This is a genomic window from Dellaglioa carnosa, assembly GCF_026948345.1.
Lineage (GTDB): Bacteria > Bacillota > Bacilli > Lactobacillales > Lactobacillaceae > Dellaglioa > Dellaglioa algida.
Map to the genome: position 1 here is coordinate 244,531 of NZ_JANXLI010000001.1, position 25,374 is coordinate 269,904.

Here is a 25,374-nt window from a genome sequence, read left to right on the forward strand (position 1 = left end):
ATGAGAGCAAACAAATTAATTCAAAGTTTAAAATTTAAAAAAGTATCTATGGCAATTGATTCAGAATTAGATATTAAATTACTGACGCAAGATACAAGGGAAGTTGTTGAAAATAGTATATTTGTTGCTGTTGAGGGTTATACAGTGGACGGCCACGATTTTGTTAATCAAGCGGTTGAAAAAGGGGCAAAAATTATTATAGCCCGCAAACCAATCTCCGTATCAGTTCCTGTCGTATATGTGCAGGATACTAATCGTGCGATGGCAATTCTTGCCGATGTATTCTATGGCGTTCCCAGTCAAAAAATGCGAATGATTGGTGTTACAGGAACTAATGGTAAAACAACGGTGACACATTTAATTGAGCAAATTTATCGTGATTTAAATCAAAAAACGGGTTTAATTGGGACCATGTATCGAAAAATAAATGATACGGTTTATCCTTCAAATAACACAACGCCTGACGTTATTACGTTGCAACGGACTTTAGCACAAATGAAACAAGAAAAAGTCGACACCGTTGCAATGGAAGTTTCTTCACACGCATTGGTTTTAGGGCGTGTTTGGGGAATTGACTTTGATATTGCAGTTTTCACGAATTTAACGCAAGATCATTTAGATTTCCATAAAACGATGGATAACTATGCGCATGCAAAAAGTATGTTATTTGCGCAGCTTGGTAATCATTACACTGAGTCTGGTGACGCAAAGGTAGCCGTCTTGAATTTTGATGACCCCGTTGCCAGAACGTTTACACAGTTTACTTCTGCTCAAGTATTATCATATGGCATCGAAAATGATGACGCTATGATTCAAGCTAAAAATATTGAAATAAAAAGTCATGGAACTGAATTTGATTTAATTATTTTTGGTAAAACAACGCATATTACGATGCAACTCATTGGCTTATTTAATGTATACAATATGTTGGCAGCATTTAGTGCCGCATATGCTGCTGGACTAGATGAAACGCAGATAATAAAATCACTTGAAAAAGTGACTGGAGTTAAAGGGCGCTTCCAATTGGTTCCTTCTAAGACTGGCGTCAGCGTCATTGTTGACTATGCACATACGCCAGATGGACTACTTAACGTTCTAGAAACGATTCAAGACTTTGCTCAGAAGAAAGTTTATTGTATTGTGGGTTGTGGCGGAGATCGTGATAAAAGTAAACGACCAAAAATGGCTAAAATAGCTGCAGATTATAGTGATTATCCAGTATTTACGATGGATAATCCAAGAACCGAAGCCCCTAATCAAATTATGGCAGATATGTTAACTGGTATTCCGGAGAACAGAGCTACCGTTATAATGGATCGACATGATGCGATTGCTGAAACAATCAGTAAGGCACAACCTGGTGACATTGTTTTAATTGCAGGTAAAGGGCACGAAGATTATCAAATCCTTGGTCGAGAGAAAGTTCATTTTGATGATGTAGAAGAAGCAACAGTAGCGTTAAATAAAAAATAAGAATTAAGCGAGGATAAGACAATGACTAAGCCGGAAATGATTATACCGTTGGTGAGCGGATTTGCACTGACATTTATGTTTATGCCACTATTTATTGGTTATTTTAGAATGCGAAAACAAGGTCAAATGATCAGAGAAGAAGGACCAAAATGGCATGAAAAAAAATCAGGCACACCAACGATGGGCGGATTTGTCTTTAACATTGCAATTATTATCACGGCAATTTGGACGTCAATCTGGGCGAAAACTATGACGCCAGCAATGTTGATACTGATTTTTATCCTGTTCCTATATGCTGTACTAGGTTTTTGGGATGATAGTATCAAATTATTTAAACGACAAAATGAAGGCTTGAAGGCTTGGCAAAAATTGTTAGGACAGATAGTAGGGGGATTAATCCTTACCGGAGTCTACATGTATGAACAATTACCACTTTCAATTAATATTTTAGGGTTCGGTGAGGTCTCAATAGGTATCCTTTATGCGGTCTTTATTATTATTTGGCTCGTTGGGTTCTCTAACGCAGTTAATTTAACCGATGGAATTGACGGTTTAGTTTCTGGACAAGCTATTATTGCTTTTGGCGCATATGCTGTCGTTGCACACGTACAACACCAAGACGATGTACTTATTTTCTGTTTATCAGTCATTGGTGCTCTTATCGCGTTTATCTGGTTTAATCATAAACCCGCTAAAGTTTTTATGGGGGATATGGGTTCTCTAGCATTGGGCGGTGCGTTAGCAACCGTTTCAATTTTATTACACCAAGAGTTATCACTTATTTTTATTGGTATTATATTTGTTTGTGAAACGGCAAGTGTTATTTTGCAAGTTGCTTCGTTTAAATTGACGGGTAAACGTATCTTTAAAATGAGCCCAATTCATCACCATTTCGAAATGAGCGGTTGGAATGAATGGAAAATTGACATTGTCTTTTGGACAATTGGCTTAATTTCTGCAATATTGACATTGTTAGTTATTTTATAAAGGGAGATCTTAGTGGAATGAAGAATATTACGAATTATCAAAATAAAAAGGTTCTAGTAGTTGGGTTAGCGAAGAGTGGTATGAACGCGGCTAAACTTTTAAAAGAGTTAGGCGCATCTGTAACGGTAAATGACCGAAAAAAAATTGAAGATAATCCAGACGCCAAAGAACTGTTGGACGAAGGTATTCAAGTGATTACGGGCGGACATCCACTCTCTTTACTAGATGAAGGTTTTGAATTAATCGTAAAAAATCCCGGAATTCCATATACGAATCCAATTATCGCAAAGGCAATGGAAAAAGGCCTACCAATTATCACAGAACCAGAATTAGCTTATGAAATATCTGAGGCACCAATGATTGGTGTTACAGGAACTAACGGTAAAACAACGACGACTACTTTAATTTCATTGATGCTAAATCAAGAAAGAAAGCAGGGCCAAGCATTTGTGGCTGGTAATATTGGTGTTTCATCTGTTGCCGTTGCTAAAAAAGCGACCTCAAATGATGTCATTGTAACCGAATTATCAAGTTTTCAATTGTGTGGTATTGATAAGTTAAAACCCGAAATTGCCGTAATTACTAATATTTATGAAGCGCATACGGATTATCATCAAACACGAGAAAACTATGTAAAAGCAAAAATGCGGATAACAGAAAACCAGGATTCAAATGATTTTTTTGTCGTCAATTGGGATTTAGAGGAGCTTCGTGAGTTAGCCAAAACTAGTCATGCAAAGGTGGTTCCTTTTTCTAGATTAGCTAAAATACAAACAGGTGCTTACGTCAAAGATGGTAATATTTATTATCAAGATGAAGTCATAATGAAGACGGATGACGTTAATATTCCTGGTGAACATAATATTGAGAATATACTTGCTGCTATTGTGGTTGTTAAAATTAAAGGTGTAAAAAACTCGGCTATTAAAGAGGTACTAACGACGTTTACTGGAGTACGACATCGTACACAATTCGTTAGTACATGGCATCATCGTAAATTCTATAATGATTCAAAAGCAACTAATATTGAAGCAACTGAGATGGCTGTTAAAGGCTTTTCACAGCCAATTATTTTATTGGCGGGCGGATTAGATCGCGGGTTTACATTTGAAAAATTAGTGCCTGTACTTAAACAACATGTAAAGGCAATGATTGTTTTTGGAGAAACGGCTGATTTAATGAGAGATGCCGGAGAAGCGGCGGGGATTACAGAAATTAAGCGAGTTAAAGATGTTGTTGATGCGGTTCCGGAAGCTTATAAGTTAAGCACGGATAACGATATTATATTATTGTCTCCGGCGGCGGCTAGCTGGGATCAGTACCCTTCATTTGAAGTCCGTGGAGATCAATATATTGACGCAGTGGAAAAACTAATGCAAGTAGAGGATAACTAAATATGAAAATTATCGTTTCTGGTGGTGGGACTGGTGGGCATATTTATCCCGCCCTAGCCCTTATTGAAGCATTAAAAATAAAAGACCCAACAACGGAATTTTTATACGTTGGAACTGAAAAGGGACTTGAAAGTCGTATCGTACCTGATAATCACATTCCGTTTAAAACAATTAAAATTCAGGGATTTAAACGATCGTTATCGATGGAAAATGTTAAAACAATTCAATTATTTTTAAAAAGCGTTAAAGATGCTAAAAAAATGATTAAAGCGTTTAAACCGGATATTGTTATTGGGACCGGGGGATATGTGTCTGGTGCAGTCGTATACGCCGCTGCACGGTTACACATACCGACAATTGTTCATGAACAAAATAGCGTTGCGGGTATTACAAATAAATTTTTGAGTCATTTTGTTGATAAAGTGGCGATATCATTCGAATCCGTTGCAGATCAATTTCCAAAGAAAAAGGTTGTTTTTACGGGGAACCCGCGGGCACAACAAGTCGTAAACGAAACAAAAATAGACGCATTATCGGAATATGATTTGTCAGATGATATTCCAACAATGCTCGTTTTTGGTGGTTCAAGGGGTGCCGAAAAAATTAATCAGGCAATGGTTACCGCAATTCCAGAATTGAATAAAAAACCATATCAAATATTATTTGTTACAGGTAATGTTCATTACGATAAGATTATGGATAATCTAAATGGTGTTCAATTAAATAAAAATATTATTGTGAAACCATATCTGAACAATATGCCCAATTTATTAAGTAATATTTCTGTTATTCTGGGTCGTGCTGGTGCGACAAGTATTGCAGAAATTACTGCGCTTGGATTACCTTCTATTTTAGTACCTAGTCCTTACGTTACAAATAATCATCAAACGAAAAATGCAATGAGCTTAGTGAATAATAATGCGGCAAAATTGATTACCGAGGACGAATTAACTGGTGAAAAACTGGTTGAAGTTGTTGATGAATTAATGCTTAACGATGGCGTTAGAAAGCAGATGGCAGGGAATTCACGCAAGATGGGTGTACCCGATGCTGCTGATAGATTAATTGTCGTTATGGAAGATTTAATTAAAAAAAGAAAATAAGCTAAGGAGGCCAAATAAGATGTCAAAAAATAAGTTCTTTAAAAGAAAAAAAACTGAATTGACACCTTGGGAGGCCTTGCAAGGTAAAAAAGAAAAGAAAAGTAAACGATTCGATTTTTTTGGAAATCCTAAAATGATTAGCGATCGATTACCAAAATTAAAGAAGTATCAACACCATGTTCTTCGACAAAAATTGGCCATTATTGTTGGATCATTCTTGGTGATTGGGCTGGTTGCGTTATATTTTGTCTCACCATTGAGTAAAGTTCAAACTATCAGCGTTTCGGGTGAAAAGACGGTATCAAAACAACAAGTAGAAAATGCAAGTAACTTACATACCAATGACCCTTTATCGCGTGCACTTTTCAACAAAAAAGCAACTTTACGTGAGATAAAAAAAGAACTGCCTCAAGTGAAGTCTTTAACAATTAGTCACGATAAATGGAACGACGTTAAATTATCTATTGTTGAATATGATCTTGCTGGATATGTTTATAAAAATAAGGAATATTATCAATTATTCTTGAATGGTGCGATTGGAGCAAGTACGTTTAAACAACCAGTTGGTAATTATCCGACTTATTCAAAATTTGATAAACCTGCTATATTGCAGAGCATGGTTACACAATATAGAAAAATTCCATTAAAAATCAGAAATGGTATCTCGGAAATTGATTACCAACCTTCAAAGGTAAATAATCAGAGAATTTATATTTATATGAATGATAGAAATAAAGTCATTGCGAATATTGATAATTTTGCGGATAAAATGGCTTTTTACCCAAGTATTTCATCAAAAATGAAAGAAAAAGGTGTCGTTGATTTAGAGGTAGGCGCATATTCTTATCCATATAATAAGAAAAGTTAACGAAATTGATATACGCTATGGGATATCCTTTCTAAATGGGGTCTCACTGTGGTAAAATGTGTGTATTATATCTTATAAAAAATAATATTAAAAGCATGCTGTAAGGAGGTTCTTTTTCAGATGGGTAATGCAGGTATATATGTTGGGTTGGATATTGGAACGACGTCAATTAAAGTTATCGTTTCTGAATACGTTAATGGCCAATTGAACGTTATTGGTATTGGTAATGAACGTTCAGTGGGCTTAAACAGAGGAATTGTAGTTGATATTGATAAAGCAGTTGTTTCAGTGCAAAAGGCAATTAAACAAGCTGAAGAAAAAGCAAACATTCAAATAAATGAAGTGCACGTGGGTATTCCAGCTAATTTATTACAGATTATCCCTTGTAACGGCATGATTGCTGTTTCGGATGAATCAAAAGAAATTACAAATGAAGATGTTGTGAACGTTGCGAGTGCAGCGTTAGTGCAAAACTTACCACCAGAACGAGATATTATAGATATTATTGCTGATGAATTCGTTGTCGACGGATTTGATGGTATTAAAGATCCAAGAGGTATGATTGGTGTACGTTTAGAAATGCATGGTTCAGTTTATACGGGACCTAAAACAATCATTCATAATTTAAAAAAATGTGTTGAAAATGCCGGGCTAACTATCAGAGAAACCATTGTTAACCCATTGGCACTTGCGTCGGTTGCAATGTCTGATGGTGAAAGAGATTTTGGAACTGTACTTATTGATCTTGGAGGTGGACAAACAACCGCTTCTGTAATACATGATCATAAATTGAAATTTACATATGTGGACCAAGAAGGTGGCGATTTTGTCACTAAAGATATTTCTGTGGTTCTTAATACATCTGTTGAAAATGCCGAAAAATTAAAACGTAATTACGGGTTTGCGAATTCCGACTTAGCTTCAGAGGATGATATTTTCCCTGTTGACGTTGTTGGGCAAAGTGAGCCACTTAATATTTCTGAAAAATACTTATCTGAGATTATTGAAGCAAGAATTTCTCAAATTTTGGATAAGATTAAAAATGCATTGGATGCTACAAAAGCACTAGACTTACCGGGTGGTGTTATTCTAACCGGGGGACTTGCTGCGTTACCAGGTATTGCAGAACTTGCATCTGAAATTTTACAAGTTCAAGTTAAAACCTATGTTCCCGATCAAATGGGATTACGTTATCCATCTTTTGCCCAAGCTTTAGGATTAATTAATTATGCAGTGAGACAAGATGAAGTCACATTACTAGTAAAAAGTGCAATGGGACTTGATAGTGATCAATTAAGTTATAGTGTTGTTGAAATGGATAACGATAAACCTAAGAAGCAGGCTGTAAAAAGTCAGGCTAAAAAAGCCAAAAAACCAAAAACATCTAAAGATCCATTAAAATCAGTAAAAAACTTTTTTAATGAATTTTTCGACTAAACAGGAGGAAGTAAGTAATGGAATTTTCTTTGGACTCAAGTGAAGATAAAGGCGCAGTAATTAAAGTAATTGGTGTCGGTGGCGCTGGTGGTAATGCTGTCAATCGTATGATTGACGAAAACGTTTCAGGTGTTGAATTTATTGCATTGAACACTGATGTTCAAGCACTAGAAAGCTCAAAAGCAGAAATTAAAATTCAATTAGGGCCTAAGTTAACTCGTGGTTTAGGCGCTGGCGCAACGCCAGATATTGGGAGTAAAGCTGCACAAGAAAGCGAAGAAGCAATTATTGAAGCTATTGATGGCGCAGATATGATTTTTGTTACCGCAGGAATGGGTGGCGGTACTGGTACCGGTGCTGCTCCTGTTGTCGCTAAGATAGCTAAAGATCAAGGTATCTTAACAGTCGGGATTGTAACTCGTCCATTTACCTTTGAAGGACCAAAACGTAGTCGTTTTGCTGCTGAAGGAATTGCTAATCTTAGAGATCAAGTCGATACATTAGTCGTTATTGCTAATAACCGTTTACTTGAAATTATTGATAAGAAGACACCAATGCTTGAAGCATTCCAAGAAACGGATAATGTTTTACGTCAAGGTGTTCAAGGTATTTCTGAATTAATTACATCACCTGGTTTAATTAACTTAGATTTTGCTGATGTTAAAACAGTGATGGCTGATCAAGGTACTGCCTTGATGGGTATTGGTTCAGCTACCGGCGAAAATAGAACTGCTGAAGCAACGAAGAAAGCTATTTCTTCACCATTACTAGAAGTTTCAATTGACGGTGCAAAACAAGTTCTGTTAAACATTACTGGTGGCGCTGATATGAGTCTTTTTGAAGCGCAAGAAGCTTCTGAAATCATTTCACAAGCTGCATCAGATGAAATTAACATTATCTTTGGGACGTCAATTAATGAAGATTTAGGCGATGAAATTGTCGTAACTGTTATTGCAACTGGTATTGACGATGTTAAAGAAGAAAAAAAGGCAACGGCTCGTACAAGAACATTACCAAGAACCGAAGCACCTAAGGCAACACCAACTGAAAAACAAGAAGATCGTTTTGACGATTGGGATATTATGCACCCAACAAATCAGCCTGAAGAAAAAAAATCAACGGAATTTGATAATGTGGAAAAACCAAGTTTTGACGTATTTAAAAATGATGTTAATAAAGATGAAGAATCAACAAATAACGATGATGGATTGAGCACACCACCATTCTTTAGAAGAAGACGTAAAGATTAACTAAACTGAATCAGTGGGGAGATCACTATTATGGCTTTTGAAAAAATTGGTCGTTTTTTTGGCTTAGCCGAGGATGACGATTTTGAAAATGATGGCTATCAAGCCGAAGGGTCTATGCAGACTGCATCGTTGAATCAAAGTAATAAAGTTGTTTCAATTAACGGAAAGTATAGTCAGCCACAAAAAATTAATTTATTCGAACCTAGAATTTATTCTGACGTTAAAGATATTGCGACGCATCTGCTACAAAATCAGGCGATTGTCGTGAATTTTCAAAAGATGGATGAAGTTCAATCTAAAAGAATCGTTGATTTTTTGTCAGGAACGGTCTTTGCTATTAATGGAACCATTCAAAGAATTGGAGATAATATTTTCCTATGTACACCAAATTCATTTACAGTTGAAGGTAATATGGCGGATAATATTTTTGAAAAATTCGAATAACAGAAAAATCGAGGTGTACACATGATTGAATTTATTCAATTACTAGCCAGAGTTGTTGGCTGGGCTTTTGATGCTTATGAGCTGGCAATCATCATTTACGTATTAATGTCATGGTTCCCGGGAGCGTATAATACACCGGTCGGTCATTTTTTAAGTAGGATTTGTCAGCCATATCTTGCATTTTTTGATCGTTTTATTCCGGCAATTGGAGGCATTAGTTTTTCACTAATTGTTGCAATAATTGCGTTAAGTTTCATTCAAAATGGAGTTATGGGTATTTTAACGACCTTAATTCGTCTCTCTATTGGAGGATAATAATATGAATGATGCAATATATCAACATTTCAGACCTGATGAAAAAGAAATTATTGATACGCTATCAGATTATATTGAGCAAGCTAAGTCAGAATACAGAGCCGTTTTAACTCATTTTTTGAATCCTAGGGAAGCGCATATTGCAACTTACCTGTTGGGTCAAAGTGATGAAATCAGCATGAAATTATTTGGTGGTACAAAAGATGCTGAACGGAGAAGATTACTTTTTTATCCGGCTTACTTCGATGTTCAAGATAGTGATTTCGATTTACAGCTAATTGAAATTAAATACCCCGTTAAATTTGCCACGTTAAAACATGGACAAATTTTAGGAACGCTAGCTAACGCAGGATTAGATAGAGAAGTTCTAGGAGATATTGTAACGGATGGTCAGCAATGGCAAGTTGTTGTTGAAAAAAAGATGGCTGATTACTTAATTAATCAAATCGATCGTATTGGTAAAATCAAGGTTTCTCTTGAAGAAGTTTCTTTTTCTCAGATAGTTTCTGTAACGGATGAATGGCAGTCCCAATCTGAGTTAGTTGCTTCATTACGAATTGATTCAGTTATTTCGGCCGTATATAATATGTCTCGTCAAAATGCTAAAAATCTAGTTAATTCTGAAAAAGTTAGTTTAAATTGGCAAGTAATTAGTAAACCTGATTACGAGTTGGCAGAGTTCGACGTGCTTTCTATTCGAGGCTTTGGCCGAATTAAATTAGATTTAGTGGCAGGTATGACAAGAAAAGATAAATATAAATTAGAGTTGTCTGTTTTAAAAAAATAAATTTTGAAGGACGTGCAAAATGACTTTAAGTCCATTGGATATTCATAATAAAGAATTTAACGTAAAATTGAGAGGTTATGACCAAGATCAAGTTAATGATTTTCTTGATAAAATTATTAAAGATTACGAATTAACTTTAAAAGAGAATGAAAACTTAACTGATGAAGTTAAGACGAGTAATGAAAAATTGGAATACTTTAACGATTTAAAAGATTCGTTAAACCAATCAATCATTGTAGCCCAAGAAGCTGCTGATCGTGTTAAAGTTAATGCTAAACGTGAATCTGAAATTATTAATAAGGAATCACAAAAACAAGGTCATGATATTATTGATGAAGCCAACGAAAAGGCTAAACATATTATTGATATGGCATCAGAAAAAGCTAAAAAGTTAGCTGTCGAAACTGATGACTTGAAGAAACAAGCACGTATCTTCCGTCAACGTCTTAAAGTTATGATGGAATCGCAATTAGAAGTTGTTAAAAGTTCTGATTGGGATGAAATTTTAAAACAAGGTGAAACAAGCACATATTCTGAAATTCAAGACGTTTTAAAACGTGAAGAAGACAAGGAAAAACGTGAAGCTAAAGAGATGAAGGAAGCAGTTAATAATAATGATGACGGTATCGTTGTTACTGAAATTATTGCTGAATCAGATTCAAATGAAGTTTCTGAACAAAACGATCAAGATACAATGGTTATTTTTCCAGATAATAAATAAAGATTGAGAACAACAATTACATAATATATTTTTAGCGAATCGATGATAGTGGGAAATCGATAATCACTGTTATGTAATTTATCCTCTCAATGAGTTAATTAAACTGAACTATTGAGTAAGTTTAATCGGAATCATCTCCGTTACCATGATGATTGAGTGATAGATAAAAGACTAATATCTGTCTAAATTTGGGTGGTAACGCGAAGACTTCGTCCCTTGTAACGGAGTCTTTTTGTGTATAATAAGATAAAATAACTTTTAAAAGGAGTTTATATTATGAAAATGAAAGAAACCTTAAACTTAGGTAAAACAGAATTTCCAATGCGTGGTAATTTACCCGTTAAGGAAGCCGAACGCCAAGATGGATGGAATCAGGATAACGTTTATGAATTAAGACAAAAATTGAATGAAAACAAACCAAGTTTTATTTTGCATGATGGACCTCCATATGCTAATGGTAATATCCATATGGGTCATGCCTTAAATAAAATTACAAAAGATATCATTGTCCGTTCAAAATCGATGATGGGATTCAGAGCCCCTTACGTACCAGGCTGGGATACGCATGGTCTACCAATTGAACAACAATTAGTTAAACAGGGCGTTGATCGCAAAAAAATGTCAAAAGCCGCTTTCCGTGAACTTTGTGAAAAGTATGCTTTGGAACAAGTTAACCTACAACGTGAAGATTTTAAACGTTTAGGGGTCGCAGCTGAATGGGACAACCCATACATGACACTACAACCTGAATTTGAGGCTGAAGAAGTTAGAATGTTTGGTGAAATGGCTGAAAAAGGGTACATCTATAAAGGTAAAAAACCAATTTACTGGTCACCATCATCTGAATCAGCATTAGCCGAAGCAGAAATCGAATATCAAGATATTAAATCACCTTCAATGTATATCACATTTGATGTTGTTGATGGGAAAGACATCTTAGACACAGATACAAAAATGATTATCTGGACAACGACGCCATGGACGATTCCTGCTAATTATGGTGTAGCAGTGCATCCTGATTACAAGTACATCCAAATTGATGCCGATGGCACAAAGTATGTAGTCGCAGAAGAACGTTTAAGCGTATTAAAAGAAGAATTTGATTGGGAAAATGTTGAAGTGCAAAAAGAGTTTTCTGGTCGTGATATGGAATATATGACGGTACAACATCCGTTATATGATCGTACATCATTAGTTATCCTTGGATACCATGTTACTTTAGATTCTGGTACGGGACTTGTTCATACGGCTCCAGGACATGGTGAAGATGATTTTATTGCAGGACAAAAATATAAATTGCCTGTCGTTTCTGTATTAGATGAAAAAGGTATCATGAATGAAGATGCTCCTGGTTTTGAAGGTATCTTTTATGATAAAGCAAACCCACTTGTAACTGATCAATTGAAAGAAAATGGTCATTTACTTAAGTTATCATTCTTTACGCATAGTTATCCACATGATTGGCGTACAAAGAAACCAGTTGTATTCCGTGCAACAGCACAGTGGTTTGCATCAGTAGAGATGTTTCGTGATGATATTTTAAAAGAAATTGATAAAGTTGATTTTAAAAACGAATGGGGTAAAGTCCGCCTTTACAACATGATTAAAGATCGTGGTGATTGGGTAATTTCACGTCAACGCGCATGGGGTGTTCCATTACCAATTTTCTATGCAGAAGATGGCACACCAATTATTACACCAGAAACAATTGAACATGTTGCGCAATTATTTGAAGAACATGGTTCAAACATCTGGTTTAAACATGATGCTAAAGCGTTACTTCCTGAAGGTTTCATGAGTGAACACAGTCCTAACGGTGGCTTCACAAAAGAAGAAGATATTATGGATGTTTGGTTTGATTCTGGTTCTTCTCACAGAGGTGTACTAGGTAAACGTGATAATTTAACCTATCCCGCGGATCTTTACATGGAAGGTTCAGATCAATATCGAGGCTGGTTTAACTCAAGTATTATTACGTCCGTTGCGACTAATGGTATTGCACCATACAAACAATTGATGTCACAAGGATTTGTTCTAGATGATAAAGGTCATAAGATGAGTAAATCACTTGGTAACATTATTTTACCAAGTAAGGTTATTAAACAATCAGGTGCTGAGATCGTTCGATTATGGACTGCTTCGGCGGATACTTCATCTGATGTTGCTGTTTCAATGGACATCTTAAAACAAGTTTCAGAAACATATCGTAAAATTAGAAATACATTTAAATTTATTTTGGCTAATACAACTGATTTTGAACCAAGTAAAAATGCTGTTGCATTTGACGATTTGGCATCTGCAGATAAATATATGTTAATTAAATTAAATGCCTTTTCAAAAGAAGTATTAGATAACTATGCTGAATATGATTTCTTAGCAATTTACAAGAAAGTGATTACGTTCATTTCAAATGATTTGTCTGCATTCTACTTAGATATTGCAAAAGATATCGTCTACATTGAAGCTGAAGATAGTTTTGAGAGACGTTCAATGCAAACAGTTCTCTATCAGATTGTGACAACAATGGCTAAGTTATTAACACCTATCTTGCCACATACAACTGAAGAGGTCTGGGACTATTTAAAAGAACCAGAAGAATATATCCAATTAAGTGAAATGCCAGAAGTTGCTCATTTTGATGGTGAAATTAAAATTGTCGAAAATTGGCAAGCATTTATGAAAATGCGTTCACACGTGTTAAAGGCGTTAGAAGATGCCCGCGATGCAAAATTAATTGGAAAGTCATTTGAAGCAAAAGTTAGTTTATATGTGAATGATTCTGACGAGGCTTTATTAGATGCGCTTAACACGGATGTACGTCAACAACTAATTGTTTCTGATTTAGAAATTTTATCAGTTGAAAACGCACCTGAAGATGCAACTAAATTTGATGATTTAGCCGTTAAGGTTGAAGTTGCCAGTGGTGAAGTTTGTCAAAGATGTCGAATGATTAAGACAGATGTGGGTGAAAATCCTGAATTACCAACTCTTTGTCATCGTTGCGCAACAATTGTTGAACGTAACTACCCTAAAGCAGTTACAGAAGGATTCGAAAATTAATTAGATTTCTGAAAAGGAGTAACATTATGTTATTCCTTTTTTTGAGCCAAAATGATTACAAAACTCAGATTATGAGGTAGTATGTGGGTTATACAATTACAGTGGAAGCGGGTGTTTAATGTGCAATTAATTAAGGTGCATGGATCAGAAAATGATTTCTTTCTTTTGGATCAGACAAAATTAGAAGTCGCGTTGTCCGATAAACAATTAAAAGAGTTGGCAATTAAAATGTGTAACCGTATCACTGGTTTACACGGTGGATCAGATGGTATTTTGGTTGTTGATCATTCCGAACATAGTGGTGTTTTGGGCCAGATGAGAGTTATTAATGCTGATGGTACGGAAGCCAGTATGTGCGGAAATGGCTTAAGAACAGTTGGACGTTATTTAGAAAAAGAATATGGACAAACGACATTTAAAGTTGAAACAATGCATGCTGATTTGAAGGTTGAAAAAGCGCCAGATCTTAAATCGAACGTCGCTGCATATAATGTTGAAATTTCGCCTGTTAGTTTTATGTCAGAGACGTTACCGATGTTTCTAGACCGAGAAACTCTGGTTGATGATTATGTTCCTGAATTTTCAAAAACGTTAAAATTTTCAGCAGTTTCGGTTCCTAACCCTCATTTAATAGCTTTTGTTGATCATGAGACGTTGGAGGGGCCAGAGCTTGAAAAAATTGCAACATATTTAAACGGTGAGAATCCATACTTCCCCGACGGAGTTAACGTTAGTTTTGTTGAAAAATTAGACGGTCATTCGATTTTTGTCAGAACGTATGAACGTGGTGTTGGATTTACCAACGCTTGTGGGACAGCAATGTCTGCATCAAGTTTAATGTTTGTGATGTTAAGTGATAAACAGGTACCTTTTGAAACTGAGATTAATGTTAGAAATCCTGGTGGGATGGTTAAAACGGTAGTACATCAAAATGATAATGGCGAATATTGGATGTCATTAATCGGTAATGCGACTAATGTTGCCAATGTAACAGTTGACTTAGCTGATGCTATGAATGGTGATTACTCTCATGCAAAGTGGGTCCCAACAAATGAACAAGAAAATTATTTAGAGTTTATCTCAAGTATCAGGTAATTTAATTAGGGTAAAAGACATAAATGACTGTCTTTTATCCTTTTTTTAATTTAAAATGAAAGGAAACACCTGAGGAAATAAATGAAAAAATGGATTATTGGAATTTGTATATTTTTTGTCATAATTGGGCTTATTATTTTTGGAATTAGCTATTATTTATTTAAATATGCGGAAACACCGACGAATAAAGGATTCATTAAATCTGAACCGGCGAGTGTCGAATTAAAAAGAGAAAATAAATGGTTAAATCAGATTAAAAAATTGAACTGGGAAATTACGTCTGATGATAACTTAAAACTTAAAGCAATCTATGTGCCGGCAGATAAAAAGACTAATAAAACGATATTTGTTGCCCATGGGTTTATGGGTAAGAAAGAGTCGATGGTTCGATTTATTCATTTTTATCATGATCAGGGGTATAACGTTATTGCCCCGGACGCTAGAGCACATGGGCAAAGCCAAGGAAAGTACATCGGATACGGATGGTTGGAGAGAAATGATAATTTAAAATGGCTTAACAAGGTCATAGATTATCAAGGGACAGATTCAAAAATCACATTATTTGGGATCAGCATGGGCGGCGCTACGGTTATGATGTTAAGCGGTGAAAAACGATTACCCGTACAAGTTAAAGCAATTATTGAGGATTGCGGGTATACCAGCGTGGCTGATGAGTTAACTTATCAGTTGAAACAAATGTATAAGTTACCTAAAATCCCATTTATACCGGTTGCCAGCGTGATATCTAAGGTTAAGGCGGGTTATTCATTTTATGAAGCGAGTTCAATTAAACAGTTGAGTAAGAATAAATTACCTGTTTTGTTTATTCATGGTGGCGCCGATAAGTTTGTTCCGACTGAAATGATTTATAAAAATTATGCCGCAACAAAAGGCCCTAAAGATATTTTTATCGTGTCGGGTGCAGAGCACGGAAACTCCTTTACTAAAGATAAGGCGGGTTATACTAAAAAAGTAACTCATTTCTTGGAACAATATTTTAATTAAAAAAGTAAAATGATGGGGTTGATTAAATGAATTTGGAAGAAAAGGTTTTATCTGAAGAAATATTTTTTAAAGGTCATGTTATAGAAGTTGCAAAGGAGACTGTTGAGTTGCCTAATGGTGAACAATCGACTAGAGAAATTGTTCATCATCACGGTGCTGTCGGGATATTTGCGGTGACGGATGAAGATAAGATTGTTTTAGTTAACCAGTGGCGTGCGCCAATCAGAAAAACTTCTTTAGAAATTCCGGCTGGTAAAATTGACAGCGAAGACCACGATTTAATGGAAACCGCAATACGCGAACTTAATGAAGAAACGCGATATACAGCAAAAAAAATAACGAAAATTTATGGGTTTCATTCTGCGGTTGGTTTTGCTGATGAATATCTAACTCTGTATCATGCAACCGGGTTGGTAAGTGTCGAGACTGAATTACCTCAAGATGCTGATGAATTTTTAAATTTGATGGAATTGACGTTTGATGAGGTTCAGGATAAGATTAAATCAGGCGAGATTACAGACGTTAAAACTATTTTAGCGGTCGCTTATTGGGAAATTCTACGATTAAAAGGTGAATTACATGGATGATGAAACAAAACTATCAAGAAGTGAGTATCAGAGATTACAAGAACTAGAGAATAATCCTGAATTGCGTCAAGAAGAGCGTCGACGAGTAGAAAAAGAATATCTGGAGGAGCATCCTACCAGAAGTTCTCTCACGGATGAACCAGAGAAAACGGGTAAAAAAAATAAATTAAATCGATTTTTAAATTGGACAATTGGTTTTTTGATTGTCGCAATCATAATTGTTTTTTTAGTATTATTCTTATTACCCTAATTATTAATATAAAGTGGAGGTCACGACTATGATTTACGGTATTTTGTGCGCGATGGAAGAAGAAATAATTTCGCTTAGAAGTCATTTAGAAGAGAGAACTGATAAAGAAATTGGTGGTATTTCATTCTATACTGGTCAAATTAATAAACATAAGGTTGTTCTCGTAAGATCTGGTATCGGTAAAGTTCAGGCCGGGATGACAACGGCACTTCTGATTGCAGAATTTGGCGTAACAGCTGTTATTAATTCCGGATCTGCCGGCGGTATTGGGCAAGGACTTAAAATCGGTGATGTTGTTTTGGCTACAGAGGTTGCCTATCATGATGTCGATGCAACAGCATTTGGCTACGAAATTGGCCAATTACCACAGCAACCGGCGAAATATTCGGCAGATATCGATTTAAATGCTGCAATTACAAAAGCAGCTCAAGAAAATAACTTAAATATAAAACCGGGACTTATTGTTACCGGAGACCAATTTATTGCGAGTCAAGAACAAACAGATGCAATTCTTAATCATTTTCCAACAGCTCTTTGTAGTGAAATGGAAAGTGCAGCAGTTGGTCAGGCCGCATATCAATTTGGCGTTCCTTTTACAATTGTTAGAGCCATGTCAGATGTAGGGGACGAAGAAGCTGGTCAAACGTTTGATGAGTTTATTATTGAAGCTGGTCAAAAATCGGCAAAAATGATTCTTTCGTTACTAAAATAAAGTTTAAAGGAGACTAGAAAATTTTATGTCAGGAATATATTTAGATAATGCGGCAACAACCCCAATGGCAAAAGAAGTCATTGAAGTCATGACCAATGCCATGCAGACTACTTTTGGAAATGCTTCTAGTACTCATCAATTTGGACGCTCAGCACGTATGGTACTTGATGATAGCCGAAAAGTTATTGCCGATAGCATTCATGCCAAGGAGTCAGAAATTATTTTTACAAGTGGTGGTACAGAAAGTGATAATATGGCCATCATGCAGACAGCAATTCAAAGAAAGTCGCTGGGTAAGCATTTAATTACTTCTGCGGTTGAGCATCAAGCAATTTTAAAATCAATGAAGTATTTGGAATCAATTGGATTTGAAGTCACTTATTTGCCAGTTAATGAAGATGGTGTCATAAATACAACAGATTTTAAAAATGCACTGAGGGATGATACGATTTTAGTATCTATTATGATGGGTAATAACGAAACAGGAAGTCATATGCCTATCCATGAAATTGGTGATATCTTGAAAGATCATCAAGCTTGGTTTCATACGGATGCCGTTCAAGCATATGGTTTATTGGATATTGATGTTAACGCAGACCATATTGATATGTTATCAACTTCAGCCCATAAATTGAATGGACCTAAGTTTCTAGGCTTTTTATATAAGCGCGACACCATTTTTTCTCCACCATTTATTAAAGGCGGAGAGCAGGAAGATAAAAGGCGTGCGGGAACAGAGAATGTACCAGCAATTGCAGGGTTTGCGAAGGCCGTTTCTTTAGTCTCGGATGACGAAAAGAAAGCACGTCAATTAAAATATCGGGGATTTAAACAACAAGTTATTGCGGGATTAGAAGAGAATAAGATTGATTTTGAAATTAACGGAACACTTTCAGATGATAATTTGCAACACGTGTTTAACATTTGGATTAAGGGAGTACAGACGGAAGTTCTACAAACGCGTTTAGATTTAGCCGGTATTGCCGTTTCTGGTGGTTCAGCATGTACTGCCGGCAACTTGGAACCTTCACATGTTCTGATTGCCATGTATGGTGAGAATAGCCCTCGAGTGACTGAATCTATTCGATTAAGTTTCGGTAAGGACAATACGGATGAAGAGATTGCTGTTTTTGTTACGCAATTAGTTCGAATTGTTGGACGATTAAAAAAATAGGAGGTAGTTAATTATGGCATTTGAAAAAAGTATTCAGCTTTTGGGAGATACAGTGACTTATGAATTAAGTGCTGATGTAAAAAAATATACGCTAAGAGATTTAGGTTTTGCGGAAACTAAAGCGGGTAATTTTCAGTTAGAGAGATCGTTAGATCCTAATTCACCTTTTAATCAAGGTATTAAAGTTAAAATTGTTGTTGATAAAGCGTTGAGTGGGTTTAAAATGTCAACAACGACTGCAAATGGACTTAAGGCAGTTAATATTTTTAAAGATGAGAATAAAAAAGCCGAAACTGAACAATTTGATTATGTTATTGGGCAATTAGTCGACAGAGATGTCTTGAAGAAAATATAATTCCAAAAATCTGAATTATCATGATGCATGGTAAAATTGTACAAATAATTTAAAGTATTCTCATTAAGAATATTAATGGGGTACTTTTTTATTTAATCAAAATTTTAATTTAGCCAGGATTACAACTATTTATGACACACTAGGCTTGTATAAGTTCGTATTATTGGTATAATAGTATTTACTGAAATAGTGCGACCTTCAAATCGTAGATTTTTTCAGAATCTAATTGAAATGATGGTGATAGTATGCCAGATAATAGTAAAACTCGTGTTGTTGTTGGAATGAGTGGAGGTGTCGATTCATCAGTTGTTGCTTATTTATTGAAGCAACAAGGATATGATGTTGTTGGTGTCTTCATGAAAAACTGGGACGATACGGACGAAATGGGTGTTTGTACGGCAACGGAAGATTACAAAGATGTTGCTAAAGTAGCAAACAAAATTGGAATTCCTTATTATTCCGTTAATTTTGAAAAGGAATATTGGGACCGTGTGTTCACGTATTTCTTGGACGAATATAAGAAGGGTAGAACGCCAAACCCTGATGTAATGTGTAACAAAGAAATTAAGTTCAAAGCGTTTTTTGACTACGCAATGGAACTTGACGCTGATTACATTGCCATGGGACATTATGCACAAGTTGAACAAGATGCCGACGGTATTATGCATATGTTACGTGGGGATGATAGCAACAAGGACCAAACTTATTTCTTAAGCCAGTTATCACAAGAGCAAATTCAAAAAGTAATGTTTCCAATTGGAAATATTGAAAAACCAGAAGTTAGAAGAATTGCTGAAGAAGCTGGTCTTTCAACTGCAAAGAAGAAAGATTCAACGGGTATTTGTTTCATTGGTGAACGTAACTTTACTAAATTCCTTGGTGAGTACTTACCAGCACAGACGGGTAATATGATGACCGTTGATGGTGTGAAGATGGGCGAGCATTATGGCCTTATGAACTACACAATTGGTCAACGTAAAGGTTTAGGTATTGGTGGTACAGGTGAAGGCAATGATCCTTGGTTTGTTGTTGGTAAGGATCTGTCAACAAACACGTTGATTGTCGGACAGGGTTACCACAACGACCTACTTTATGCAGACTATCTTGAAGCATCAGAGCTAAGCTTTATTGCGCCCATTGATCGATTTGGTAATGATTTCCATATCACTGCTAAGTTTAGATATCGTCAAACTGATGTTGGTGTGACGGTTCATTTAAATGATGATCATACAGAGGCCACAGTAACATTCGATGCACCGGTGCGTGCGATTACACCGGGACAAGCCGTTGTTTTTTATGATGGTACAGAATGTTTGGGTAGCGGTATCATTGACGCTGCATTTAAAAGCCTAGATAAGGGTTCAAAACAGTTACAATACGTTTAAATTGAATTTATGATATGTAAGGCACAAACAAAACAAATGTTTTGTTTGTGCCTTTTTATTTTTGTGGCATAATATAATAGAGATAAAAAAATGGAGGGTCCTACTGACAGATGACTAATATATATTTTATTCGACATGGTAAAACAGAATGGAATCTTGAAGGCCGATATCAAGGTGCTAATGGGGATTCCCCTTTGCTTAAACAAAGTTACACAGAGATTCAACAACTTATCAGCTCTCTGAAGGAAAAAAAGTTTGATACCATTTATTCAAGCCCAATTAAACGCGCAAGAGACACCGCGGATTTAATTAGCGAGGGACTTAATCAAAAATTAAATGTTATTTTAGATAAAAATTTAGAAGAATTTCATTTAGGAAAAATGGAAGGGATGAAATTTACCGATGTGGCAATTGAGTTCCCTGATGAACTTGATGCATTCCGTAATCATCCAGATAAATATGAACCTCGTAAAATTAATGGTGAGACATTTCAAGAATTATTAAAACGTATGGTCCCAGCCATTAAACGAATTGTGGCACAAAATAAATCGGATGCAAATATTATTGTTGTCAGTCACGGTGCAGCACTAGGCGCTTTAATTCAAAATTTATTAGGTGTACCACTGAAGGATCTTCGTAAACAAGGCGGACTATCAAACACGAGTACAACTATTTTAGAAACAAAAAATGGAACTGATTTTAATTTAATTAAATGGAATGATACCGACTATTTAAATAGGGTACGGGATGAAAGCGATGTCGTTTAAGGAGTAATAAAGTGAATAAAAGAGCAGAGCAGGAAGCAGAATCAAGTAAAATCATTCATGGGTTAGTCGAAAAAGTTGAACAACATCCTGACAACCAAGATGTCTATTACCAACTTGGGAGTTATTTAACCAAAGTAAAAGATTACGTTCATGCAGAAGAACTTTTTAAAAAGGCAATTTCACATTTCGACGAAAAAAATATAAAAGCGGACTTATTAGTCTATGGACTGGGTAATGTATTTTATGAGGCAGAATTATATGTTGAAGCAATTCAAGCATTCCAAAAGGTGACCGATCCAGAAATGAAAGAAAATGCATTTTTGATGTTGGCACAGTCGTATATGGCGCAAGAATCATACCAACAGGCGCTGGCATTTGCAATTACAGCGCAAGAAATAAATTCTAAAAATATCGATACTAATGAATTAATTGGAGACATTTTTTTAGCATTGGGACAATTTGAAAATGCTGCGCAGTATTATGATTTAGTACTTGAGAGTGATCAGAATCATGCAAAAGCGAATTTTCAGCGTGGCTTGGTAAATATGGTTTTAGGACTTGAATTTGATACGTATTTCACGCGGTCTAGGTCAGCAAATCAAAAATACTTTGATGCACAAAAAAAGCGATTAAGTGAGATAGAGGCATTTATAAAATCCCGTGATGACCGCTAGAAAGGATGTGGCATAATGGTTGCTCAGAAGGTAAGTTTATTTGATGATGGTTCTCAAAGTAATGAAACTCAAGCTTATTTAGTTGGAAAAGTTGCAACTATTTTTTTTCAAAGCCAAGATAGTTTTTATAAGGTAATTTTAATTCATAGTGTTGAGAGTAACTTAGAATGGCCTGAGGACGAAGTTGTCGTTACCGGAAATTTTGCCGATATTAAGGAAGAATCAACTTATCGTTTTTATGGACAACAGGTTGAACATCCTAAGTATGGTAAACAATTTCAAGCCAGTAATTACCAAAATGAAACGCCTACTTCAAAGATGGGTCTCATCACTTACCTGTCGGGTGCCGAATTCAAAGGTATCGGAAAAAAAACGGCAGAGTCAATCGTTGATAAACTTGGAACTAAAACAATTGATAAGATATTAGCGGATGACACCGTACTGGATTCTTTAGAGTTATCGAATAAGCAAAAAATAACGGTATTAGAGACTGTACGTGTAAATAACGGAATGGAACAAATTATTATTGGATTAAACGGATTTGGATTTGGTAGCCAACTTGCGGCAACTATTTACCAAACCTATAAAGAAAAAACACTTGAGATCATCCAGGAAAATCCATATCAGCTAGTCAATGATATTGAAAATATTGGATTTAAAAAGGCTGATCAAATTGCAGAAGAGTTGGGATTTGCGGCCGATTCATCGGGTCGAATTCAGGCTGGTATTTTACAAAGTATTAATGATTTATGTCAACAAGATGGAGATACTTATGCGACTGCAGAGCCCTTGTTAACGGCTTCTTTACAATTATTGGAAGGGAGCCGGCGGGTTCGAATTAATCCTGAAGCGATTTCGAAAGAACTAGTCAATTTGGCCAAGTCAGGATTAATTGTTGGTGATGAACAACGTATTTATTTGAAAAATCTGTATCACGCAGAATATCAAATCGCTGAACATTTAAAAAGACTCCTTTCGTCAAATCAAGAAAAAAAGGGTTCATCAGATAAAGATCTTAATAAAGCAATTCGTAAAATAGAAAAGAAACTAGATATGAACTATGGCGAATCGCAAATAGATGCTATTAAAGAAGCAATGAACTCACAGGTGTTTTTATTAACCGGTGGTCCGGGAACTGGTAAGACAACTGTTATTAATGGCATTGTGGAGTTATTCGCGGAATTAAATGATTTCTCTCTTGATGTTAGCAGCTATGGAGAGGGCCAAACATTTCCGATTCTTCTAGCCGCGCCTACTGGTCGAGCTGCAAAAAGAATGACCGAAACGACCGGATTACCCGCTAGCACGATCCATAGATTACTGGGATTGACTGGAAGAGAATCAAATAATGAAGTTGAAACCAAAGATTTAGAAGGTGGATTATTAATTATCGATGAAATGTCGATGGTTGATACCTATTTATTAAACACACTGATGAATGCAATACCAACTGATATGAAAGTTATTTTGGTTGGTGATAAAGATCAATTACCATCCGTTGGTCCTGGACAAACATTTTATGATTTATTAAAGAGTGACTATCTTGAACGAAAAGAGTTAACAGATATTTACCGACAGGGAGATGGGTCATCAATAATCTCACTTGCTCATTCAATTAAAAATGGGGAACTACCGGCCGATTTCACGAAAAATCAAAAGGATCGTTCTTTTTTTGCAAGTCGTGAATACCAAGTTGAATCAATTATTAAACAGGTCGTCGAACGTGCTAAGACAAAAGGATTTACGTCTAGTGATATTCAGGTTTTGGCGCCAATGTACCGTGGTGCGGCAGGAATTAACCGATTAAACGAGATGCTACAAGAAATTATGAACCCTCTTGAGAATAGTCGCCAAAAAGAAGTCCTTTTCAGAGACCAGAAATTTAGAATTGGCGATAAAGTATTACATCTTGTTAATAGTCCTGAAAATAATGTTTTTAATGGGGATATTGGGAAGATTGTTGGTATTACGGTTGCCAAGGATAGTGAAGATAAAGTTGATGAAATTATTATTGCATTTGACCAAACAGAGGTGACTTATAGGCGAAATGAATGGCAAAAAATTACGTTAGCATATTGTACGTCAATTCATAAGTCTCAGGGTAGCGAGTTTAAAATGGTAATTTTACCAATGGTCTCGCAATATAAGCGTATGCTTAAACGTAACTTACTGTATACGGCAATCACACGTGCTAGCCAATTGTTAATTTTGCTTGGAGAAGAGAAGTCGTTTGAAGAGTGTGTTGAGAATGAATCAGCGAATCGAAAAACAACGTTGTTATTGAGAATAGAGCAGATCTTTGACGGTGATATCAAAAAAATAAATGATTCAAGTGGTAGTGGTCAAACAACAAAAGAATTAAAAAAAGAAATTCAGTTAGATCATAGTCCCATTGAACAATTTATTTTAACGAATGACATGATTGCCAACGGAACGATTGACCCAATGATTGGAATGGCAAATATTCAGCCATAGAAAAAAACTAATTAACTCTGTTTAATGAGTTAATTAGTTTTTTAATTTAGCCAAAATGGGTATGATAATACGGAATATTCAATTTCAAAGAAACGCGTACCTAAATCTTCGCCATCCATTTGTCCATATTCTAATGAGTCAACAGACAATTTAATCTTATTCGATGTAAAATGATGGACACCTTTTTGTGTAATATGCTTACCGGATAATATTAAAATGGCTAAATAAAGTAGTTTTAAGATATTAGATTTTTCAATAATAATTAAATCTAAGTTATTTTTGGCTGGGTCCGCCATTGGTAGAATAGGAACGCCACCACCAAAGTAGGGATGATTCGATGTTGTCAGTAGAAATGCATCTTGATAAAATTCACGTTGTCCGTTTACCTGAACAGTTACGGGAAATGCAGCTTGTTTTGATAGGGTACCAAGTAGTGCACTCAAGTAGGTGAGTGAACCCAAATGAAGTTTATTCAATAGTTTTTTTGAACGAGATTGATTGGCGATACTAACGATTTGTGCATCAAACCCAACGCCCACATTATTAATAAAATATTTTTTTTCATTTCGTGAAAGTTCCTGCATAACACCTAAGTTTAATAATTTAGGTGAAGTTGTATTTAATATTTGTTCAAGTGCTACAAGTGGTTCCTTAGGTATACCGGCACCTCTGGCAAAATCGTTTCCAGATCCTGCGGGGATATAGGCAACGGGAATATCGAATTTACCGGCATTTTTAATACCATTAATACATTCATTTAAAGTACCATCGCCGCCAATAACTAAAATAATTTGGTTATCAGCAGTTTTGGAAGGTTGGAAATGTCTGGCATAATTTTCTGTTAAGAGGGAAGCGTGACCCATATATTTTGTTAAATGTGCATCGAAGTGAACTTCTTTTGTGATTAATGATTTTTTTATAGATTGCCAGATTTGTTTAGCATGTCCGCTGCCAGCTGATTCGTTGACAACGATATAATAGTGATCCATGAGCTTCCCTCCTTAAATTAACACTAAATAATTATAACTAAAATTAAGTTAGATTTAAAGATAAATT

At 35.6% G+C, this 25,374-nt stretch carries 24 protein-coding genes; 23 read left to right on the forward strand and 1 reads right to left on the reverse strand.

Going from position 1 to position 25,374, the window contains the following annotated elements:
- From N0K80_RS01180 to recD2, 23 genes are all read left to right on the forward strand, one after another.
- A complete protein-coding gene (locus N0K80_RS01180) occupies positions 1–1,473 on the forward strand; it encodes a UDP-N-acetylmuramoyl-L-alanyl-D-glutamate--2,6-diaminopimelate ligase (RefSeq protein WP_269023518.1) in 1,473 nt (490 codons plus the stop codon).
- Between the two features lie 21 nt (positions 1,474–1,494).
- Positions 1,495–2,460, forward strand: coding sequence for a phospho-N-acetylmuramoyl-pentapeptide-transferase (gene mraY, locus N0K80_RS01185; protein ID WP_269023519.1), 966 nt, complete (start codon positions 1,495–1,497; stop codon positions 2,458–2,460).
- A gap of 17 nt (positions 2,461–2,477) precedes the next feature.
- A complete protein-coding gene (gene murD / locus N0K80_RS01190) occupies positions 2,478–3,854 on the forward strand; it encodes a UDP-N-acetylmuramoyl-L-alanine--D-glutamate ligase (protein ID WP_269023520.1) in 1,377 nt (458 codons plus the stop codon).
- Between the two features lie 2 nt (positions 3,855–3,856).
- A complete protein-coding gene (gene murG / locus N0K80_RS01195; protein WP_269023521.1) occupies positions 3,857–4,957 on the forward strand; it encodes an undecaprenyldiphospho-muramoylpentapeptide beta-N-acetylglucosaminyltransferase in 1,101 nt (366 codons plus the stop codon).
- Between the two features lie 19 nt (positions 4,958–4,976).
- Positions 4,977–5,825, forward strand: a complete 849-nt coding sequence (locus N0K80_RS01200; protein WP_269023522.1) for a cell division protein FtsQ/DivIB — start codon at positions 4,977–4,979, stop codon at positions 5,823–5,825.
- Between the two features lie 120 nt (positions 5,826–5,945).
- Positions 5,946–7,262: a cell division protein FtsA gene (gene ftsA, locus N0K80_RS01205; protein WP_269023523.1), complete on the forward strand. Its 1,317-nt coding sequence runs from the start codon at positions 5,946–5,948 to the stop codon at positions 7,260–7,262.
- Between the two features lie 17 nt (positions 7,263–7,279).
- On the forward strand, positions 7,280–8,512 hold the full coding sequence (ftsZ, locus tag N0K80_RS01210) for a cell division protein FtsZ (RefSeq protein WP_269007709.1): 1,233 nt from the start codon (positions 7,280–7,282) through the stop codon (positions 8,510–8,512).
- Between the two features lie 30 nt (positions 8,513–8,542).
- Positions 8,543–8,956, forward strand: a complete 414-nt coding sequence (locus tag N0K80_RS01215) for a cell division protein SepF (RefSeq protein ID WP_269007710.1) — start codon at positions 8,543–8,545, stop codon at positions 8,954–8,956.
- 21 nt (positions 8,957–8,977) lie between these two features.
- Complete coding sequence (locus N0K80_RS01220; RefSeq protein WP_269023524.1) at positions 8,978–9,271, forward strand: YggT family protein; 294 nt, start codon at positions 8,978–8,980, stop codon at positions 9,269–9,271.
- Positions 9,272–9,275: 4 nt separating this feature from the next.
- Positions 9,276–10,058 (forward strand): YlmH family RNA-binding protein, encoded by a 783-nt coding sequence (locus N0K80_RS01225; RefSeq protein ID WP_269023525.1) that lies wholly within the window; start codon positions 9,276–9,278, stop codon positions 10,056–10,058.
- Between the two features lie 19 nt (positions 10,059–10,077).
- Positions 10,078–10,779, forward strand: coding sequence for a DivIVA domain-containing protein (locus N0K80_RS01230; RefSeq protein ID WP_057973880.1), 702 nt, complete (start codon positions 10,078–10,080; stop codon positions 10,777–10,779).
- A gap of 276 nt (positions 10,780–11,055) precedes the next feature.
- The gene (gene ileS, locus N0K80_RS01235; protein ID WP_269023526.1) at positions 11,056–13,839 is read left to right on the forward strand and encodes an isoleucine--tRNA ligase; all 2,784 of its coding nucleotides are present in this window, start codon (positions 11,056–11,058) and stop codon (positions 13,837–13,839) included.
- Between the two features lie 120 nt (positions 13,840–13,959).
- Complete coding sequence (gene dapF / locus N0K80_RS01240) at positions 13,960–14,934, forward strand: diaminopimelate epimerase (RefSeq protein WP_269023527.1); 975 nt, start codon at positions 13,960–13,962, stop codon at positions 14,932–14,934.
- An 81-nt stretch (positions 14,935–15,015) separates the two neighbouring features.
- Positions 15,016–15,939 (forward strand): alpha/beta hydrolase, encoded by a 924-nt coding sequence (locus N0K80_RS01245; protein ID WP_269023528.1) that lies wholly within the window; start codon positions 15,016–15,018, stop codon positions 15,937–15,939.
- 26 nt (positions 15,940–15,965) lie between these two features.
- On the forward strand, positions 15,966–16,526 hold the full coding sequence (locus N0K80_RS01250; RefSeq protein ID WP_269023529.1) for an NUDIX domain-containing protein: 561 nt from the start codon (positions 15,966–15,968) through the stop codon (positions 16,524–16,526).
- Positions 16,519–16,776 (forward strand): twin transmembrane helix small protein, encoded by a 258-nt coding sequence (locus N0K80_RS01255; protein ID WP_269023530.1) that lies wholly within the window; start codon positions 16,519–16,521, stop codon positions 16,774–16,776. Before N0K80_RS01250 ends, N0K80_RS01255 begins: the two co-directional genes overlap by 8 nt.
- Positions 16,777–16,804: 28 nt before the next feature.
- A complete protein-coding gene (locus N0K80_RS01260; RefSeq protein ID WP_269023531.1) occupies positions 16,805–17,488 on the forward strand; it encodes a 5'-methylthioadenosine/adenosylhomocysteine nucleosidase in 684 nt (227 codons plus the stop codon).
- A 25-nt stretch (positions 17,489–17,513) separates the two neighbouring features.
- Positions 17,514–18,662: a cysteine desulfurase family protein gene (locus tag N0K80_RS01265; RefSeq protein ID WP_269023532.1), complete on the forward strand. Its 1,149-nt coding sequence runs from the start codon at positions 17,514–17,516 to the stop codon at positions 18,660–18,662.
- A gap of 13 nt (positions 18,663–18,675) precedes the next feature.
- On the forward strand, positions 18,676–19,017 hold the full coding sequence (locus N0K80_RS01270; protein WP_269023533.1) for a DUF1831 domain-containing protein: 342 nt from the start codon (positions 18,676–18,678) through the stop codon (positions 19,015–19,017).
- Positions 19,018–19,262: 245 nt separating this feature from the next.
- Entirely contained in the window at positions 19,263–20,402 is a 1,140-nt protein-coding gene (gene mnmA / locus N0K80_RS01275; protein ID WP_146342219.1) for a tRNA 2-thiouridine(34) synthase MnmA, read from the forward strand.
- 110 nt (positions 20,403–20,512) lie between these two features.
- Positions 20,513–21,169 (forward strand): histidine phosphatase family protein, encoded by a 657-nt coding sequence (locus N0K80_RS01280; protein ID WP_269023534.1) that lies wholly within the window; start codon positions 20,513–20,515, stop codon positions 21,167–21,169.
- A gap of 11 nt (positions 21,170–21,180) precedes the next feature.
- A complete protein-coding gene (locus tag N0K80_RS01285; protein ID WP_269023535.1) occupies positions 21,181–21,843 on the forward strand; it encodes a tetratricopeptide repeat protein in 663 nt (220 codons plus the stop codon).
- 15 nt (positions 21,844–21,858) lie between these two features.
- Positions 21,859–24,318 carry an SF1B family DNA helicase RecD2 gene (gene recD2 / locus N0K80_RS01290; protein ID WP_269023536.1) on the forward strand — a complete coding sequence of 820 codons (2,460 nt, stop codon included), beginning with the start codon at positions 21,859–21,861 and terminating at the stop codon, positions 24,316–24,318.
- 41 nt (positions 24,319–24,359) lie between these two features.
- Here recD2 and N0K80_RS01295 read toward each other — a convergent pair whose 3' ends face one another.
- Entirely contained in the window at positions 24,360–25,307 is a 948-nt protein-coding gene (locus tag N0K80_RS01295) for a diacylglycerol/lipid kinase family protein (protein ID WP_269023537.1), read from the reverse strand.
- Positions 25,308–25,374 lie beyond the last annotated feature (67 nt).

What these genes read in the sequence shown, in the direction of transcription:
- N0K80_RS01180 (WP_269023518.1), top strand. Translation starts at nt 1, where the DNA reads ATGAGAGCAAACAAATTAATTCAAAGTTTAAAATTTAAAAAAGTATCT.
- mraY (WP_269023519.1), top strand. Translation starts at nt 1,495, where the DNA reads ATGACTAAGCCGGAAATGATTATACCGTTGGTGAGCGGATTTGCACTG.
- murD (WP_269023520.1), top strand. Translation starts at nt 2,478, where the DNA reads ATGAAGAATATTACGAATTATCAAAATAAAAAGGTTCTAGTAGTTGGG.
- murG (WP_269023521.1), top strand. Translation starts at nt 3,857, where the DNA reads ATGAAAATTATCGTTTCTGGTGGTGGGACTGGTGGGCATATTTATCCC.
- N0K80_RS01200 (WP_269023522.1), top strand. Translation starts at nt 4,977, where the DNA reads ATGTCAAAAAATAAGTTCTTTAAAAGAAAAAAAACTGAATTGACACCT.
- ftsA (WP_269023523.1), top strand. Translation starts at nt 5,946, where the DNA reads ATGGGTAATGCAGGTATATATGTTGGGTTGGATATTGGAACGACGTCA.
- ftsZ (WP_269007709.1), top strand. Translation starts at nt 7,280, where the DNA reads ATGGAATTTTCTTTGGACTCAAGTGAAGATAAAGGCGCAGTAATTAAA.
- N0K80_RS01215 (WP_269007710.1), top strand. Translation starts at nt 8,543, where the DNA reads ATGGCTTTTGAAAAAATTGGTCGTTTTTTTGGCTTAGCCGAGGATGAC.
- N0K80_RS01220 (WP_269023524.1), top strand. Translation starts at nt 8,978, where the DNA reads ATGATTGAATTTATTCAATTACTAGCCAGAGTTGTTGGCTGGGCTTTT.
- N0K80_RS01225 (WP_269023525.1), top strand. Translation starts at nt 9,276, where the DNA reads ATGAATGATGCAATATATCAACATTTCAGACCTGATGAAAAAGAAATT.
- N0K80_RS01230 (WP_057973880.1), top strand. Translation starts at nt 10,078, where the DNA reads ATGACTTTAAGTCCATTGGATATTCATAATAAAGAATTTAACGTAAAA.
- ileS (WP_269023526.1), top strand. Translation starts at nt 11,056, where the DNA reads ATGAAAATGAAAGAAACCTTAAACTTAGGTAAAACAGAATTTCCAATG.
- N0K80_RS01245 (WP_269023528.1), top strand. Translation starts at nt 15,016, where the DNA reads ATGAAAAAATGGATTATTGGAATTTGTATATTTTTTGTCATAATTGGG.
- N0K80_RS01250 (WP_269023529.1), top strand. Translation starts at nt 15,966, where the DNA reads ATGAATTTGGAAGAAAAGGTTTTATCTGAAGAAATATTTTTTAAAGGT.
- N0K80_RS01255 (WP_269023530.1), top strand. Translation starts at nt 16,519, where the DNA reads ATGGATGATGAAACAAAACTATCAAGAAGTGAGTATCAGAGATTACAA.
- N0K80_RS01260 (WP_269023531.1), top strand. Translation starts at nt 16,805, where the DNA reads ATGATTTACGGTATTTTGTGCGCGATGGAAGAAGAAATAATTTCGCTT.
- N0K80_RS01265 (WP_269023532.1), top strand. Translation starts at nt 17,514, where the DNA reads ATGTCAGGAATATATTTAGATAATGCGGCAACAACCCCAATGGCAAAA.
- N0K80_RS01270 (WP_269023533.1), top strand. Translation starts at nt 18,676, where the DNA reads ATGGCATTTGAAAAAAGTATTCAGCTTTTGGGAGATACAGTGACTTAT.
- mnmA (WP_146342219.1), top strand. Translation starts at nt 19,263, where the DNA reads ATGCCAGATAATAGTAAAACTCGTGTTGTTGTTGGAATGAGTGGAGGT.
- N0K80_RS01280 (WP_269023534.1), top strand. Translation starts at nt 20,513, where the DNA reads ATGACTAATATATATTTTATTCGACATGGTAAAACAGAATGGAATCTT.
- recD2 (WP_269023536.1), top strand. Translation starts at nt 21,859, where the DNA reads ATGGTTGCTCAGAAGGTAAGTTTATTTGATGATGGTTCTCAAAGTAAT.
- N0K80_RS01295 (WP_269023537.1), bottom strand. Translation starts at nt 25,307, where the DNA reads ATGGATCACTATTATATCGTTGTCAACGAATCAGCTGGCAGCGGACAT.